The sequence below is a fragment of the Legionella dresdenensis genome (assembly GCF_042649825.1).
GTDB lineage: Bacteria > Pseudomonadota > Gammaproteobacteria > Legionellales > Legionellaceae > Legionella_C > Legionella_C dresdenensis.
Genome location: NZ_JBHSAB010000001.1, coordinates 157,076 through 172,951, shown reverse-complemented (window position 1 = coordinate 172,951; position 15,876 = coordinate 157,076). Strand labels below are relative to the sequence as shown.

Sequence of the window (15,876 nt, the reverse complement as noted above, 5' to 3'; positions counted from 1 at the left end):
TAAAATGGCTGTTGAAAAAACTTTATCTATTGTTAAACCTGATGCGGTTGCAAAATCAGTAATTGGTCAGATTTCTGCCCGCTTTGAAAATGCCGGATTAAAAATCGTTGCAGCTAAAATGGCTCATTTAACTCGTGAACAAGCTGAAGGCTTCTACGCTGTTCACAAAGCTCGTCCGTTTTTCAACGATCTGGTTACTTTTATGATTTCAGGTCCTGTTATGATTCAAGTCCTGCAAGGCGAAAACGCAATTGCCAAAAACCGTGAACTGATGGGCGCTACCAATCCTAAAGAAGCGGCTCCTGGCACTATCCGTGCTGATTTTGCTGATAGCATTGATGCTAATGCAGTCCATGGTTCTGACAGCGCTGAAAATGCTGCAACTGAAATTGCGTTTTTCTTTGAGCCACACGAAATTTGTGAGCGATAATTTTTAAAGTTGTATTGAGGCAGGCAATGAGCGAAAAAACCAACCTTTTGAATTTTAACTACCCGCAGATGCGAGAGTTTTTTACCGCCATTGGCGAAAAACCCTTTCGCGCGCAGCAGGTGATGCAGTGGATACATCAGGCTGGTTATAGTGATTTTTCCCAAATGAGTAATTTGGGAAAAGCTTTGCGAGAGAAACTTGCGCAAAGCGCTGAAATTCGGTTGCCCGAAATTATTGCCTGCCAAAAATCACAGGATGGTACCTGTAAGTGGTTGCTTAAACTGGATTGCGGAAACAGTATTGAAACTGTCTTTATTCCGGAAGCGACCCGAGGTACGCTCTGTGTGTCATCTCAGGTCGGTTGCGCCCTTAACTGCAGTTTTTGTTCTACTGCCAAACAGGGTTTTAACCGCAATCTGACTACTGCCGAAATTATTGGCCAGATTTGGCTGGCAGTCAGGGAATTGTCGCAAAAAGACGGCGCCCATGATAAACGCATTACCAATGTTGTCATGATGGGGATGGGTGAACCCCTGCTTAATTTTGATAATGTTGTTGCCGCCATGGATATTATGATGGACGACTTTGCTTATGGCCTGTCAAAGAAACGGGTAACATTAAGCACTTCCGGCGTTCTGCCTGATCTTGAAAGACTGCGGGAGGTTAGCCCGGTTTCGCTCGCTGTTTCATTGCATGCACCCAATGATGAATTACGTGATGTACTGGTTCCGATCAACAAAAAGTATCCTCTTGCAGAACTTATGGATCTCTGCCGGCGTTACTTTAAAGATGAACCCAAACGAAAAGTGACGTTTGAATACGTTATGCTTAAAGGGGTTAATGATCAGCCTGAACATGCCCGGCAATTAATTAAACTATTAAAAAACGTGCCTGCAAAAGTCAATTTAATTCCGTTTAATCCTTTCCCTCTGACGCAGTATGAGCGTTCGCCACAGCAGAGTATTGACGCATTCAGAGATATGTTGATAGCAAAGGGCATTAATACCATTACCCGTAAAACCCGTGGCGACGATATTGACGCAGCCTGCGGTCAGCTTGCCGGTAAAGTAAAAGACCGAACCAGTCGATCACAACGCTGGCAAAAACTACACTTTATGCCAAAAGACAAAGAAATCACCGCACAAATGCAGTAATGATTTCTCTGCTTAGCCAAAACCAAATCCATATCTCGCATTTTAAACGATTTAGAGTATAATAACCCCACATTTTCTTAATTGGTGTTTAAATTTTGCCATTATCATTACGTTTTTTACTAATTATGCCTTTTCTCTTGTTACAAGCATGTGAGCATAATAGTGAGCAGGCTGCCGAAAAAGCAGAGAAGCGGCAGAAGCGCAATGATGCAGCTTCCTACAATACCCAATTGGGTATTGCGTATTTAAAGCAAGGAGACCGGCCGCGTGCTAAAAGAAAATTGCTGATTGCCCTGGATCTTGCGCCTGACTCGCCATCGGCTAATGGAGCTATGGCTTATTATCTTGAAAAAACAGGAAATATTGAGGAAGCAAAAAAATATTATTTAAAAGCATTGTCGCTGTCTCCCCAAAACGGAGCGCAGTTAAACAATTATGGTACCTTCCTTTGCCGCCAGGGTGATTTTAAAGAAGCTGAAAAGTATTTTATAAAAGCGGTTAATGATGTAACTTATGTTCATACTGCAGGCGCGTATGAAAATGCAGGACTTTGTGCCGAAGCGGTGCCTGACTATCGCAAGGCTGAAAATTACTTTATCAAGGCCCTGGATCAGGACCCAAGACGAAGGCAGTCGCTGCATGAGTTAATATCAGTTGAATTAAAAGAGAATGAATTGAACAGCGCTCTATTAAACCTGAAAAAATATGAGAGTATAGTGCAAAAAGATAAAGCGTTGCTTGAATTAGCGCTGGAAGTAGCACGTAAAGCGGGTAAACCAGAGCTTGAAGTTGAATATAAACAAAAAATAGATAATTTATTGAATACTATGGTCAGTTAACTGACCCAATAGATCAGAGCGGAGTTAAATATGAGTATGACCTTGGCAGCGGATGAAATAAATAATAACCATAACGAAAATCCCGGCTCATTTCTGGCTCACCTTAGAGAGAAGAAAGGCATTTCACAGGAATATGTCGCAGGGAAACTGCATTTACGCATTAAAATTATTGAGTTGCTCGAAGCAGATGATTACCAGAGTATGCCTGAACCAGTATTCATTAAAGGCTATTTGCGTGCGTATGCCAAGCTGCTGGGAGTTTCACCTGATCCTTTACTGGAAACGTTTAACAATCGTTATGCATCAGAGCGTAAAGTCGAGAAAGCGCTTTGGCAAAGTAAGCGGGAGTCAAATTTCGGTGAGCGCATGGTACGCTGGTTTACGGTTCTGGTCGTACTGGCTGCCGTTATTGCCGTAGGTATCTGGTGGCATACTAACAAAGACGCGCAACCGTTTTTTGCTATTAAAGAAGCACAAACCGCGGCTCCCGCAACTCAGACTGTTGCCAGCAAATCTGAACAGGAGCAAAAACTGACGGATTTATCCCGCATGCAATCAATGTTTGCAGTAGAAAGCGATGATAGCTCGGAGACACACAGTGGTTGAGAGAATTCAGGCTGTAAAAGGGATGAATGATGTTTTGCCCGGACAAATTTCCGCCTGGCAATATCTGGAGTCAGTATTTAAACACTGCCTGGATCAATATGGTTATCAGGAAATCCGCTTCCCTTTAGTTGAAAGTACGCAACTGTTCAAACGCAGTATCGGTGAGATTACCGATATAGTCGAAAAGGAAATGTACACGTTCACTGATTTAAACGGCGACAGCCTGACCCTCCGGCCTGAGGGAACTGCCAGCTGTTTGCGTGCCTGTCTTGAGCATGGCCTGTTACATAATCAACAGCAGAAGCTTTGGTATTTCGGCGCTATGTTTCGCCATGAAAAACCCCAGAAAGGGCGCTATCGTCAATTCCACCAGTTTGGTGTTGAAGCACTGGGAATAGCAGGTACAGCAGTTGAGCTGGAATTGATAGCCATGTGTTGGCGTTTGTGGCAAAGACTCGGTATTCAGCAGGCAACAGCACTGCAGATTAATTCCCTTGGCGAATTAAGCGAAAGACAGGCTTATAAAGAAAAACTGGTTGAGTTTTTCAACCGGAATTTTGAACAACTGGATGAAGATAGCAAGCGTCGTCTCGATAAAAATCCATTACGCATTCTGGACAGTAAAAACCCTCAGGTTCAGGCTTTGCTAGCTGAAGCGCCAAAGCTTATCGATAGTTTGGGCGAAGACAGCAGAATGAAGTTCGATAATTTATGTGCAGGTCTTGAGCAATTAGCTATTCCTTTCGAAGTTAATCCATTTTTGGTTCGTGGTCTTGACTACTATGGCCATACCGTTTTTGAGTGGGTAACCGACAAACTCGGCAGCCAGGCAACGATTTGTGCTGGCGGCCGATATGACGCGCTTGTTGAGCAATTAGGCGGTAATTCTGTTCCTGCAGTAGGTTTTGCCATGGGAGCTGAAAGGTTGTTACTGTTAATGGAAACATTGGGTGTTGCTTGCGAGCAGAACAAACAACAAGGGTTATTCTTAATTGCTGTTAATGATGACGCCATGCAAAAGTTACTGGTTGTTGCCGAGCAAGTCAGAGAGTGTTACCCGGCTGTTCAGGTAATAACTAACACGGCTGGCGGCGGTTTCAAAAGCCAGTTTAAACGCGCAGATAAAAGTAGTGCTGATTTAGCGATAATAATTGGTGAAGATGAGTTGAGAAACGGGCAGGTTAGTGTTAAAAATCTGCGGGTGCAGGCAGAACAGGTGACGGTTGATCAGAACAAGATCATCGAGTATTTGAAAAGCCATTTTGGATGATGGTCAGGAGAGAAAAATGTCTACTTATATGACAGAAGAAGAGCAAATTGAAGCAATTAAAAAATGGTGGCGCCGCTATAGTACGCCAATTACTATTATTTTATCGGTTATTTTGCTTGCGGCATCGGGATATAGGTACTGGCAGTGGCACGAAAATAAAGTTAACACCCAGGCTTCTAACGCTTATGAGCATTTAATGGTTGCGTTTTCCAATCATGATAACAAGGCGATTAAAGCCTATGCTAACCAGTTAACTCAGCAATTTAGTGATACTGTCTATGCCGATGCAGCACGAATGACGCTTGCAAAATTGTATGTCTCGCGAGACAAGCTGGATAAAGCACTGGAACCGTTGGAATATGTTGCTTCTCATTCCAGGCTGAAAGCATTACGGCAGGTAGCCCGTTTGCGGATCGCAAGGATAATGGCTGCGCAGAAGGCATATGATAAGGCTATCGGCGAATTGGCTACTGTTGATGATGATTCCTATATGCCGCTAATCAATGAGCTGAAAGGCGATATTTATACTGCTACTGGTAATTATCAGCAGGCAGCGGTTGCATATAAAGATGCGATTAGTGAAGCCAGGACCAATGGTATTGGTAATCAATACCTTGAAATGAAAACTAATGAACTGGCTACCTTGACGCAATCAATGAACGTTGGCGCTAGCGCACCGCGTTCTGCCTGATAATAAAAGGGGTTGTTAATGAAAAAAACTGTACTGTCTCTTGCATTATTGGCAGGCTTGACGTCATGCTCAACAGTAGATGATTATATGTTGGGTAAAGATAACACGCCAGCACCGTCAGCGCTTGAGCCAATAACTGCCAAACAGAAATTAAAAACAAAGTGGGATGTTGTTGCGGGTTCAACGCTTAAAAGCACCACGTTTTTAAAGCTGAAACCAGTCACTGTTGGAAATATTATCTATACGGCTGATGCCAGTGGTATAATTAATGCCATTAATAAGCAAAATGGCAATTTAGTCTGGAATAAGAAAATCAGTTCCAACATAGTCAGTGGCCCGACTGTCGCCGCAGGCCATATTGCTGTTGGTACAGATGATGCCAAAATTGTTATCTTAAAAGAGTCAAACGGCGAAGAAGCCTGGCAGACTCGAGTATCAAGCGATGTTCTGTCCAAGCCTGTTATTGCTCATAATAAGGTAATCGCTAAAACGATCGACGGTAACCTGTATGCGTTTGATTTAAATTCTGGTAAACAGTTATGGCTTACGGACCATGGTTCGCCCAGCCTGATATTGAAAGCCAGCTCATCTCCGATAGTTGTCGATAACCGCCTGATACTGGTGGGGTATTCCGATGGCAAACTCGATGCTGTCGATATTGAGTCAGGTGAAGTCTTATGGCAACGAAGCATCGCTTATGCCAGCGGCTCAAGTGATGTGGAGCGGCTGGTTGATATCGATGCAGATCCCATAGTACAAGGTGATACCGCTTATCTGGCAAGCTATCAGGGCTATGTCGGCGCTTTATCTCTTGCCAATGGCGAATTTGTCTGGCGCAAACCGGCGTCTACCTATAAAAATATTGTTATCGGCGGTGATACGCTCTATATGACAGACAGTGATGATGTTGTATGGGCGCTCAGCAAAAAAACCGGCAAGGTCAGTTGGAAACAGGTAGGGTTGAAAGCCCGTGGGCTGACTGAGCCTGTACTATCAGGTAATCGTCTGATAATCGGCGATAAAACCGGTATGTTGCACGTGTTGTCAACACAAAATGGCGAGTTTCTGGCAAGAACGCAATTGTCAGGAGCCATTATAATCGCCCCGACAGTAGACAACAATAATGTCTATGTGATGACTGCCAATGGCAGATTAAATCGAATTTCTGTGAGCTAATTCATGATTCCAGTTGTAGCTTTAGTGGGTCGGCCTAATGTAGGCAAATCCACTATGTTTAATCGTATGACGCGTACGCAGGATGCGCTGGTCGCTGATTTTCCGGGACTTACCAGGGATAGACAGTACGGAGAAGCCAAATTTGAAGATAAACCGTTTATTGTTGTGGATACGGGTGGTATCGGCGTTGATGACATCGCTGTAGATGAACTCATGTCCAGACAGTCTGCGCAGGCGCTGGAAGAGGCTGATGTTGTCCTTTTCATGGTTGACGCGCGCGCCGGTTTGACTGGTATTGATGAGACAATTGCCGGTCAGTTAAGAAAGATTAACAAACCTGTATTTCTGGTAGTGAATAAAGCTGAAGGAATACAGGATGAAGTCGCTTGTTCAGACTTCCAACGGCTTGGCTTTGCCAATGTTCATCCGGTATCAGCATCGCACGGGCAGGGAATGAGCCTGTTATTAAGGGATCTGACTGCTGATTTTGCTGAACCTGAAATAGCAACTGATGAGAAAGAGTCAGTTAAAATTGCATTCGTTGGAAGACCTAATGTTGGTAAATCTACTCTAATCAATCGGGTTCTGGGTGAAGAGCGGGTCGTAGTGTATGATATGCCCGGCACAACCCGTGACAGTATTGCTATCCCATTTGAGCGTGATGAGAAAAGCTATACCCTGATTGATACTGCAGGAGTAAGGCGAAAAGCCCGAGTTGATCTGAAAATTGAAAAATTTTCTATTATTAAAACATTGCAATCGATCAAGGAATCGCATGTTTGTCTGATGTTACTGGACGCTAAAGAGGGTTTAACTGATCAGGATATGCATTTACTTAGCTTCATTATTGAGGCGGGTAAGGGGTTGGTTATTGCTGTAAATAAGTGGGATGGGCTGGATAATGATCATAAAGAGCATGTCAAAGCCGAGCTCGCGCGCCGTCTGCATTTTACCAATTTTGCAAAAATTCGCTATATTTCAGCGCTTCATGGCAGTGGTGTCGGTCTATTATTTAATGATATTGATCAGGCATATGCCAGTGCAATTCAAAAATTCTCAACCCCGATGCTGACACGTTTGCTTCAGGATTTAGTCAGCCAACACAATCCTCCGACAGTCAATGGACGCAGAATTAAATTACGCTACGCCCACATGGGCGGCCATAATCCGCCGCTGATTGTTATTCACGGTAATCAGTTGGATGCTTTGCCTGATAGCTACAAGCGTTATTTATCTAATGCTTTCATCAATCATTTGAAGTTGACTGGAACACCGCTCAAGGTAGAGTTCAAGGGTGGGGCCAATCCATTTAAACATAAGAAAAATAAATTATCCGAGCGTCAGGTTAATAAGAAAAAGCGTTTAATGAAGCATATTAAAAAGAAGAAAAAATAGAAATGTAGGAGTAAGGAGTGTTGGGCTGTAAAGCCCAACACTCCCTTATCTCAAAATTAGGAAATCTTCAAGGTAAGCACTGAACAAGGCGCCTGATGAATCACTGCATTTGCCGTACTTCCTAAAAACGCTGGCAAATGATTAACTGCCTGCGTTCCCAGCACAACCAAATCGCAATTTAATTCTTTAATTTTATTCAGAATATGTTTATATGCAGAACCAATTTCTACAAAAAGACGCTCACTGGGGATATTTAATGCTTCGCCAACGACATTCATCACCGTTTCGGCATCTTCTTTAGCTGGATTAGCCAGTTCCGCAAATCCTAAAGTCTGGGCAATCTGGAGCGAGGCAGGCGTTTCTATCACATGCAGTAAATACAAAGTTGCTCCGGTATCTTCTGCCAAACGTGCAGCCTGTTGGCAGAGATTAAAGTGGCTTTCGCTCAGATCAGTCGCGTGCAATATTGTCTTAAACATGATTCTCTCCCTGCCAATGCTCAATATATCTTCAGTGTAAACGAAACCATCTGATAGGGCAATGAAGCTGGCAAATCAGGGTTTATTGTCAAGTATTTTTATATCATCTGCAAAGCAGTTGGTTTCACCTCGCCATGGGAAGACGAACTCTTCACAATGGTAGGTAATGATGACGTGCTTATTGCTTTCCATCGCGCTTTGAGCTTTATCAACCAGGTCTGATTTAAATTGACCTAACGTAAACAGGAACGCACGGCCAGTTACACCACTGGCATTTTCAAGGCCGCCACGGATTAGCTCGCCTTCGTACGTGCCCCAATAACGGCCCTCTTTTGCTACTTTTACTATAACCCCGGATTTTTTTCCGGATTTGTTTGTCCAGCATCCTGTGAGGGTAGTAGCCATGCTCAGGATTAAAAAGCATAATAGTATTTTTTTCATTATTAATAACCCTTGGATAAATTCGGTATTTTTATTATAGTTCAAGGTTAGCAGGACCTCTACGTTCGCTGCTTTATCTGCGGAGTCCAGCGGTGTTTAGCAGGCCTTAGAAGTTGTTGCAGGGGAATTAATACAAAGTCCCGCTCGTGTAAACGGGGGTGCGGAATGATTAAATCCGGTTTATTAATTTTGCGATTGCCGTAAAACAGAATATCGACATCCAGAGTACGCGCTCCGTATTTTACCCGACGGTAGCGGCCCTGCCTGTTTTCTACTTTTTTGCATTGAGCTAAAAGTTGTTCAGGTGTCAGGTTGGTACGGATGGAAACAACGGTATTACAAAAATTGGGCTGTGTTCTCCGCCCCCATGCTTTGTTTTTGTAAAGCTCGGCAACTTCCAGCACACGGGTCGATGGCAGAGTTCTTAGCCGTGCTATGGCCAGACGAATCTGGCGCTCAGATGTTTTCAAATTACTGCCTAACGCGAGATAACACAGCGTCATTATTGTACAGCCTTTACTCGTTTTCGTTTGCGGCGAGGCTTTTTGCTGCTGCCTGCAGAGTTAAGTGTAGTTACCATCGTTTGCTGTTCGGTTTCCGAGGCATCCTGAAATGTTGTCCACCACTCAGCCAGCTCGATTGACTCATCGCCAACCAGTGCTCTAAGCGCAAGGAAATCATAGGCTGCACGGAAACGGGGATGTTGCAGCAGGGTGAATGCCTTGTTACCAAAACGCTTTGGAAAACGGAACTGCAGCAACCACATTTCACGAATAATCTGGCTGAAGCGTTTGGGAATAGTAATGATCTGGTTTTGTTCATTAATAACACTTGACATTGCCATTTCCAGCGCAGGTAACGGCGGTAAATGCTCCTCAGCCTGTAATTCGCGTGCTTTTTGCTTTAAGGGGAACCAGAGCAGGACGGCATATAAAAACGCAGGCGTAACCGGTTTGTCATCATGGATGCGAGTGTCAGTATTTTCCAGAGCAATTTTCAATAAAGCCCTGGTTGGATATTGGCTGTCCAATAAGTCATGGGTTAAAGGAAATAATTGCCTGAATAAACCATGTTCTTCCAGTAGTTGTTGTACAGCGCCAGCTGCACCGCACTGATAGAGTTTAGTCATCTCGTCAAAAAGGCGTGAGCTTGAAACATGCCGGATTAAATGACTTAGACGCTTGATGGGTTCTGCAGTTTCAGGCGAAATGCTAAAGTGCAATTTGGCGCTGAATCGAACAGCACGCAGCATTCTGACCGGATCTTCCTGGTAACGTACATCTGCATCGCCGATAATCCTGAGCAGACGATTGTGAACATCGGCAACACCGCCGGTAAAATCTACAATAGATGCGTCATCAATATTATAATACAGCGAGTTGATAGTGAAATCGCGCCGCCAGGCATCTTCATCCAGCGTCCCGTAAACATTATCCCGCACCAGCATGCCTTTATCGTTTGTTTGCTGATCCTCAGCCACTGTTTCATTGCCTCTGAACGTAGCGACTTCGATAATGTCACGATGAAAAATAATATGAACCAGCTTGAACCTGCGGCCAATAATACGTGCGTTTCGGAACAGGCTGCGGATTTGGTTGGGTGTTGCATTGGTTGCAACATCAAAGTCCTTGGGAACTTTACCCAAAAGTAAATCACGCACGCTGCCGCCGACGAGGTAAGCTTGAAAACCGGCACTATTGAGGCGGTTAAGCACCTTCAGAGCATTATTGCTGATATCTGTTTTTGATAATTTATGCTGATTACGCGGAATGATATAATTTGCCTTCTGCGGCTCATGCTTCGCCCGGGAGCGGCGTAACAGCTTTTTGAATAATTTAATTATTGCCAGTACTCACATTTAGTTGTATAACGCTGCCTATTATAACTAAGATGTAAACTAAGTAAAATAGCTGAATTTAAATATTACAGCCTAAGAGCGATTTAAGGTAGAAATTCAAGGGCATTCGGACCTTGATTTATGTAGGTTTGGGCTGTAAAGCCCAACAACTATAGCTGATTCAAGATCGAATGTTGGGCTTCACAGCCCAACCTACGTTAGGGTAAATTAGAGTAGGTTGGGTCGTTTGACCCAACAAAACAGATTTACTAACCAGGATAACAATGGAAATTATAGATATTTTATTAAGTCTGTCAGCTTTGACTATTCTTGAAATAGTCCTTGGAATTGACAATCTGGTGCTGCTTTCAATTCTGACTGAAAAACTGCCAGCCGAACAACGGCGCAGCGCTCGGCGTTGGGGGCTTACTTTTGCCTGGGTATCACGGCTATGTCTACTGGCTTCTGCGGTCTGGCTTGCCAAACTGACAACACCGCTGTTCACCTGGGATACCTTTTCCTTTTCTGCGCGTGATTTATTTTTATTGGCTGGCGGAGCCTTTCTGATTGTCAAGGCAACACAGGAAATTCACCGTGAAATGGGAGAAGACTCCAATGAGGGGAAAGCAGTCAATGCCCGCTCGGCCACCTTTACCAGTGTTGTAGCCCAGGTTGCTCTAATGGATATTATTTTCTCCCTGGATAGCGTGCTGACCGCTATTGGGCTGACAAACCGGTTTTGGGTTATGGCACTGGCTATTACCTGTGCGATTCTGGTAATGATTTATGCCAGTGAGCCTGTCAGCAAATTTATCGACCGTCATCCAACAATTAAAATGCTGGCGTTGAGCTTTCTGATATTGATCGGTATGGTTTTGGTAGCAGACGGTTTCTCATTCCATATTCCTCGTGCCTATGTTTATTTTGCAATGGGATTTTCATTGGGAGTAGAAACACTGAATTTAATCAAGAGCTCGCGAAAGAAAGGCAGGTAAATTCATGCTGTATGTCAAGGCGTTTCATATCGTTGCAATGGTTGCCTGGTTTGCGGGTTTGTTCTATCTGCCACGGTTGTTTGTTTACCATTCCCAGACAACAGATGCTGCTGGAATCGAACGGTTCAAAGTTATGGAGCGCCGGTTGCACTATGGTATTACCTGGCCGGCAGCGGTATTAACTACCGTTTTAGGCTTATGGCTGCTTAGCTACAATTTGTCCTATTATCTTAAGGCAGGCTGGATGCATGGCAAGCTAAGTCTGGTTATTTGCCTGTGGGGCTATCATTTACTGAATGGTCATTATCTGAAGCGCTTTGCCCGCAATGAAAACCGTCACAGCGGGCTGTTTTTTCGTATATATAATGAAGTTCCGATTATATTCCTGATCGGGATTGTAATCCTGGTAGTGGTAAAGCCGTTTTGATTACGGCTTTATTCATCCATTTCAACCATCTCAAAATCTTCTTTACCTGCGCCGCAATCAGGGCAAAACCAGTTTTCCGGCACATCTTCCCAGCGAGTTCCTGGTTCGATACCGTCTTCAGGCCAACCTTCGGCTTCATCATAAATAAAACCACAAATCACACAGATATAACGTTTGTACTCTTGCATAACACGCCTTTAATTCAAAATCGGTAATTTAGCCTATTCAGGGTAAGAATGCAAAGAGGGAATTGCAGAGGTTTTTCTTTTTCATTTGGGCAAACGTTGTTAGAATCCAGGGTTTCGACCTAATGGAGAGATTTAATGAGCAACTCCGAATTCTTATTTCAGCAAGCGCAGGCAGTAATCCCTGGCGGTGTTAATTCCCCGGTAAGAGCATTTAAAGGAGTTGGCGGAAATCCGCTGTTTTTTAAAAAAGGCGAGGGGGCCTATTTAACCGATGCAGACGATAACCGATATATCGATTATGTCGGATCCTGGGGACCGTTAATTCTTGGTCATTGCCATCCACAGGTTGTGGAAGCAGTAAGTTCTGTTTTACATAGCGGTATGAGTTTTGGCGCGCCGACAGAATTAGAAGTTATTTTGGCCAAAAAGATAATTACGCTGATGCCGTCAATTGAAAAAGTCCGTATGGTTAATTCAGGTACTGAGGCGACAATGACTGCAATTCGGCTTGCGCGCGGTTATACCAGCAAGAATAAAATCATTAAGTTTAACGGTTGCTATCATGGGCATAGCGACGGCTTGCTGGTTAAGGCCGGATCAGGATTGTTGACTTTGGGTATCCCTTCTACTCCGGGTATACCGAAAAGTATCACTGAACATACTCTGACAGCGGATTTTAACAGCCTTGAGCAAGTGAAAGCGTTGTTTGAGCAGTTTCCAGAGGATATTGCCGGGATTATCCTTGAACCTGTTGCCGGTAATATGGGATTTGTAATGCCCAGGCCTGATTTTCTCGCTGGTTTACGCAAGCTATGCGATCAATACAATTCCGTGCTGATATTTGATGAAGTGATGACCGGTTTCCGGGTTGCCCTGGGAGGCGCTCAGGCGGTGTATGGCATTACCCCTGATCTGACTACACTTGGAAAAGTCATCGGCGGCGGTATGCCTGTTGGCGCTATAGGCGGACGAGCAGACATTATGGCCCATCTGGCGCCGGAAGGCAGCGTTTATCAGGCGGGTACATTGTCGGGTAATCCTCTGGCAATGGCGGCAGGTATTGCAACATTAACCGAGCTGGAAAAACCGGGGTTTTACCAGCAGTTAAGCACGGTTACTCTTTCCTTGATAAAAGGGCTTGCCGATGTTGCAGAATCTCTGGCGATTCCTTTTTGCAGCGCATCACTTGGGGGTATGTTCGGTTTTTGTTTTAACGAAAAAGCACAGGTTGAAGATTATAATGATGTCGCCGCTTCTGATGAGGCATTATTCAAAAAGTTTTATCATGGGATGTTAAAGCAGGGAATTTATCTGGCTCCTTCCATGTATGAGGCCGGTTTTGTTTCCACTGCCCATGGCGATAGTGAAATTAAGGCAACTCAGCTGGCGGCAGAGAAAGTATTGTCGGCGTTGCGGGATAACAGATAATTGCAAAATTTCAATTCTGAACTATGGTTAAATTAAATAAGCTAAAGAAATGGAGGTCTTTATGTTTTTCAGCGCATGGTTCAGAAATGATAAACACCTTAAACACCAGAACTTGAAAAAACGTATTGCATCCATTGTTGAGCTGGACAGGGAAGACTTAAAGAGCACAAGACCGCTTACTGGTGCGAAAGGCAGTCATGATTCGCATCTAAATAAATAGCGTTTGCATAATTGCAGGCTTTTATTATAAGGAGTGTTGGGCTGTAAAGCCCAACATTTCACTTCGCTATAGGAGTGTAAAGCTCCAACCGGCTTTATACAGATTTCCGTCCTTTCCTGCTAATCACACTACACCCGGCTTGATCCGTAGCCATAATAGTCATTTCAGCAATATCGACATGCGCAGGGCGAGTCAGGCAGTATAATACTGCATCGGCAATATCGTGCGGCAGTAACGGGTTGAAGTCCTGGTAAAATTCATCAGCTCTTTGTTTATCGTTCCAGCGGACAATGCTAAATTCAGTTTCAACCGCGCCAGGCGCTATTTCAGTGACTCGAACCGGGCTGCCGGCCAAATCCAGCCGCATTGACTTGGTAATGGACCGTACCGCATGTTTGGTAGCGCTATAAACATTCCCGTTAACATAGCAATCTTGCCCGGCAATAGAGCCGATATTGACGATATGACCGGCATTACGCGCAAGCATCCCGGGTAAAATACTGCGGCTGATGTAAAGTAATCCTTTCAGATTGGTGTCGATCATGGTATCCCAGTTCTCTGTATTGCCTTGTTGTATGGGATCAGTTGTCAATGCCAGACCGGCATTATTAATAAGGCCGTAAATTGATTGCCAATCGGAAGGTAATGAATTAATCAGCTTCTCGACAGCTTCCCGATCCCGGATATCAAGCTGTAAAGGCAGGCAGCGGATATTACAGGATTCAGATAACTGATCAGCGAGTGCCGTTAATCGGTCAACCCTCCTCGCAGTTAATATCAGATGCGCACCATTGGCAGCGAGTAGATTAGCGCAGGCTTGTCCGATGCCGCTTGAGGCGCCGGTAATCAGAATAATTTTATTATTCAGGTTGTTCATGTCGACTCCCTTTAATAAAAAGAGCATTTTCATGCTTATCAGGTATAGTTTAACTAGCCTATTGTAGCCAATAACAGGTAAGAAAAAATCTCTTAAGGTTGATTTACGCGCTGAATATCCTAATCTTTGTAGTATAGGAGATAAAAAGGAATAACAATGCGAGTCCATATTTTGAGTTTATGCCTTGCTGCAAATGTAGCCTTTGCCGATGAAATTATAGGTTTTTCTGCTTATGAAAACGGTGATTATAATACTGCATACCCTCACTTGATTCAGGCTGCCAATAGTGGAAACGCCGAAGCAATGTATTTAATTGGCCGTATGTATCAATATGGTTATGGTGTTAATCAGGACGCCGTCAAAGCAGGTGAGTGGTACCGAAAGGCCGCCGAAAAAGATAATCCTCTTGCTCAGTTAAGTCTTGGCTTTTTATACGATAGCGGTAACGGTTTTGAACAGAATTATCAGGAAGCCTTTAAGTGGTACCTGAAATCAGCCCAACAGGGCAATGCAATTGCCCAGCGTAATCTTGGGCTCATGTATGCAACTGGCGATGGGGTTATAAAAAACGATAAAAACGCATTTGAATGGTTTAAAAAATCATCAGAACAGGGATATGCCAAAGCGCAGGTTAACCTTGGGTATCAATATATGACCGGCGAAGGCGTAGACAAAGATGTTGAAAAGGCTCGTTACTGGTATGAGAAAGCTGCGCAACAGGGCGACGCTAAAGGGGAATACAGTCTTGGTTTGCTATACAGCGGCGAGTATGGCATTGAGCGTGATGATCGTGCCGCGACTTATTGGTTTTCACGAGCAGCGAATCAAGGTCATCGCAGCGCACAGGTTTATCTGGCTTATCAATATATGAATGGCCTGGGAACAGAAAGAAATCCCGAAAAAGCGGCTTATTGGTATCATAGTGCGGCTGAAGCGGGTGATGATGAAGCTCAAGTTGAATATGGACAAATGCTATTGGCCGGTCTGGGGCTTGATAAAGATTACCAAAAGGCCGCCTATTGGTTTGGACGCTCAGCTGCGCAAGGCAATGTCGTGGCGCAAGGAAAGTTAGGCTACCTGTATCTTGCGGGTTTAGGCGTGACCAAAGACAATGTCAAAGCGTATGCCTGGTTGAAGTTGTCTGCCACCAATAAAAATGAACAGGCCGAGCGCGAATTAAACCGGCTTCTGCCTATGTTGACTCAACAGCAGCTGAAAGAGGGTGAGCAATTGTTTAATGAATTGAAAGATAAAAAACCGGTTATTGAGGATAGCAGTATGGAAGAGTAACCTGATTTATAGGGCCGTTCAGTCACACTGCCCTTAAATTAAGGATTCTGTCATTCCCGCGAAGGCGGGAATCCATCTCTCAAGTTGACTCTTTGCCTTGTCTGATGGATGGATCCCCGCCTTCGCGGGGATG

The 15,876-nt window shown here is 44.2% G+C and carries 19 protein-coding genes; 13 read left to right on the top strand and 6 right to left on the bottom strand.

The annotated features are described in order from the left end of the window. Nucleotides 1-4: 4 nt before the first annotated feature. From ndk to der, 8 genes are all read left to right on the top strand, one after another. The gene (gene ndk, locus ACFORL_RS00845; RefSeq protein WP_382340155.1) at nucleotides 5-430 is read left to right on the top strand and encodes a nucleoside-diphosphate kinase; all 426 of its coding nucleotides are present in this window, start codon (nucleotides 5-7) and stop codon (nucleotides 428-430) included. A 26-nt stretch (nucleotides 431-456) separates the two neighbouring features. Then, a complete protein-coding gene (gene rlmN, locus ACFORL_RS00840; RefSeq protein ID WP_382340154.1) occupies nucleotides 457-1,584 on the top strand; it encodes a 23S rRNA (adenine(2503)-C(2))-methyltransferase RlmN in 1,128 nt (375 codons plus the stop codon). A gap of 95 nt (nucleotides 1,585-1,679) precedes the next feature. Further along, nucleotides 1,680-2,423, top strand: coding sequence for a type IV pilus biogenesis/stability protein PilW (pilW, locus tag ACFORL_RS00835; protein ID WP_382340152.1), 744 nt, complete (start codon nucleotides 1,680-1,682; stop codon nucleotides 2,421-2,423). A gap of 30 nt (nucleotides 2,424-2,453) precedes the next feature. Beyond that, on the top strand, nucleotides 2,454-3,029 hold the full coding sequence (locus ACFORL_RS00830) for a helix-turn-helix domain-containing protein (RefSeq protein ID WP_382340150.1): 576 nt from the start codon (nucleotides 2,454-2,456) through the stop codon (nucleotides 3,027-3,029). Then, entirely contained in the window at nucleotides 3,022-4,299 is a 1,278-nt protein-coding gene (gene hisS, locus ACFORL_RS00825; RefSeq protein ID WP_382340148.1) for a histidine--tRNA ligase, read from the top strand. Before ACFORL_RS00830 ends, hisS begins: the two co-directional genes overlap by 8 nt. Before the next feature lie 16 nt (nucleotides 4,300-4,315). Next, nucleotides 4,316-4,990 (top strand): YfgM family protein, encoded by a 675-nt coding sequence (locus ACFORL_RS00820; protein WP_382340147.1) that lies wholly within the window; start codon nucleotides 4,316-4,318, stop codon nucleotides 4,988-4,990. 18 nt (nucleotides 4,991-5,008) lie between these two features. Next, nucleotides 5,009-6,166 carry an outer membrane protein assembly factor BamB gene (bamB, locus tag ACFORL_RS00815; protein WP_382340145.1) on the top strand — a complete coding sequence of 386 codons (1,158 nt, stop codon included), beginning with the start codon at nucleotides 5,009-5,011 and terminating at the stop codon, nucleotides 6,164-6,166. Between the two features lie 3 nt (nucleotides 6,167-6,169). Then, nucleotides 6,170-7,561, top strand: coding sequence for a ribosome biogenesis GTPase Der (der, locus tag ACFORL_RS00810; protein ID WP_382340143.1), 1,392 nt, complete (start codon nucleotides 6,170-6,172; stop codon nucleotides 7,559-7,561). Nucleotides 7,562-7,617: 56 nt separating this feature from the next. Here the strand turns inward: der and ACFORL_RS00805 are convergent, their stop codons facing one another. The 4 genes from ACFORL_RS00805 to pcnB form a co-directional block, all read right to left on the bottom strand. Continuing rightward, the gene (locus ACFORL_RS00805; RefSeq protein ID WP_382340141.1) at nucleotides 7,618-8,040 is read right to left on the bottom strand and encodes a universal stress protein; all 423 of its coding nucleotides are present in this window, start codon (nucleotides 8,038-8,040) and stop codon (nucleotides 7,618-7,620) included. Nucleotides 8,041-8,115: 75 nt separating this feature from the next. After that, nucleotides 8,116-8,481: a hypothetical protein gene (locus tag ACFORL_RS00800; RefSeq protein WP_382340139.1), complete on the bottom strand. Its 366-nt coding sequence runs from the start codon at nucleotides 8,479-8,481 to the stop codon at nucleotides 8,116-8,118. 59 nt (nucleotides 8,482-8,540) lie between these two features. Further along, nucleotides 8,541-8,984: a 2-amino-4-hydroxy-6-hydroxymethyldihydropteridine diphosphokinase gene (folK, locus tag ACFORL_RS00795; protein ID WP_382340137.1), complete on the bottom strand. Its 444-nt coding sequence runs from the start codon at nucleotides 8,982-8,984 to the stop codon at nucleotides 8,541-8,543. After that, on the bottom strand, nucleotides 8,984-10,303 hold the full coding sequence (gene pcnB, locus ACFORL_RS00790) for a polynucleotide adenylyltransferase PcnB (protein ID WP_382340840.1): 1,320 nt from the start codon (nucleotides 10,301-10,303) through the stop codon (nucleotides 8,984-8,986). Before pcnB ends, folK begins: the two co-directional genes overlap by 1 nt. Nucleotides 10,304-10,602: 299 nt before the next feature. On the opposite strand from pcnB, the gene ACFORL_RS00785 reads away from it, so the two are divergent. Then, nucleotides 10,603-11,313 carry a TerC family protein gene (locus tag ACFORL_RS00785; protein WP_382340136.1) on the top strand — a complete coding sequence of 237 codons (711 nt, stop codon included), beginning with the start codon at nucleotides 10,603-10,605 and terminating at the stop codon, nucleotides 11,311-11,313. Between the two features lie 4 nt (nucleotides 11,314-11,317). Beyond that, on the top strand, nucleotides 11,318-11,740 hold the full coding sequence (locus ACFORL_RS00780) for a CopD family protein (RefSeq protein WP_382340134.1): 423 nt from the start codon (nucleotides 11,318-11,320) through the stop codon (nucleotides 11,738-11,740). Between the two features lie 8 nt (nucleotides 11,741-11,748). Here the strand turns inward: ACFORL_RS00780 and ACFORL_RS00775 are convergent, their stop codons facing one another. Continuing rightward, on the bottom strand, nucleotides 11,749-11,928 hold the full coding sequence (locus ACFORL_RS00775; protein WP_382340132.1) for a rubredoxin: 180 nt from the start codon (nucleotides 11,926-11,928) through the stop codon (nucleotides 11,749-11,751). 135 nt (nucleotides 11,929-12,063) lie between these two features. Between ACFORL_RS00775 and hemL the strand changes: the two genes are divergently transcribed. Further along, complete coding sequence (gene hemL / locus ACFORL_RS00770) at nucleotides 12,064-13,356, top strand: glutamate-1-semialdehyde 2,1-aminomutase (RefSeq protein WP_382340131.1); 1,293 nt, start codon at nucleotides 12,064-12,066, stop codon at nucleotides 13,354-13,356. A gap of 61 nt (nucleotides 13,357-13,417) precedes the next feature. After that, nucleotides 13,418-13,576, top strand: a complete 159-nt coding sequence (locus tag ACFORL_RS00765; RefSeq protein ID WP_382340129.1) for a hypothetical protein — start codon at nucleotides 13,418-13,420, stop codon at nucleotides 13,574-13,576. Between the two features lie 94 nt (nucleotides 13,577-13,670). Here ACFORL_RS00765 and ACFORL_RS00760 read toward each other — a convergent pair whose 3' ends face one another. After that, entirely contained in the window at nucleotides 13,671-14,453 is a 783-nt protein-coding gene (locus ACFORL_RS00760) for an SDR family NAD(P)-dependent oxidoreductase (protein WP_382340128.1), read from the bottom strand. 156 nt (nucleotides 14,454-14,609) lie between these two features. Between ACFORL_RS00760 and ACFORL_RS00755 the strand changes: the two genes are divergently transcribed. After that, the gene (locus tag ACFORL_RS00755) at nucleotides 14,610-15,743 is read left to right on the top strand and encodes an SEL1-like repeat protein (RefSeq protein ID WP_382340126.1); all 1,134 of its coding nucleotides are present in this window, start codon (nucleotides 14,610-14,612) and stop codon (nucleotides 15,741-15,743) included. Nucleotides 15,744-15,876 lie beyond the last annotated feature (133 nt).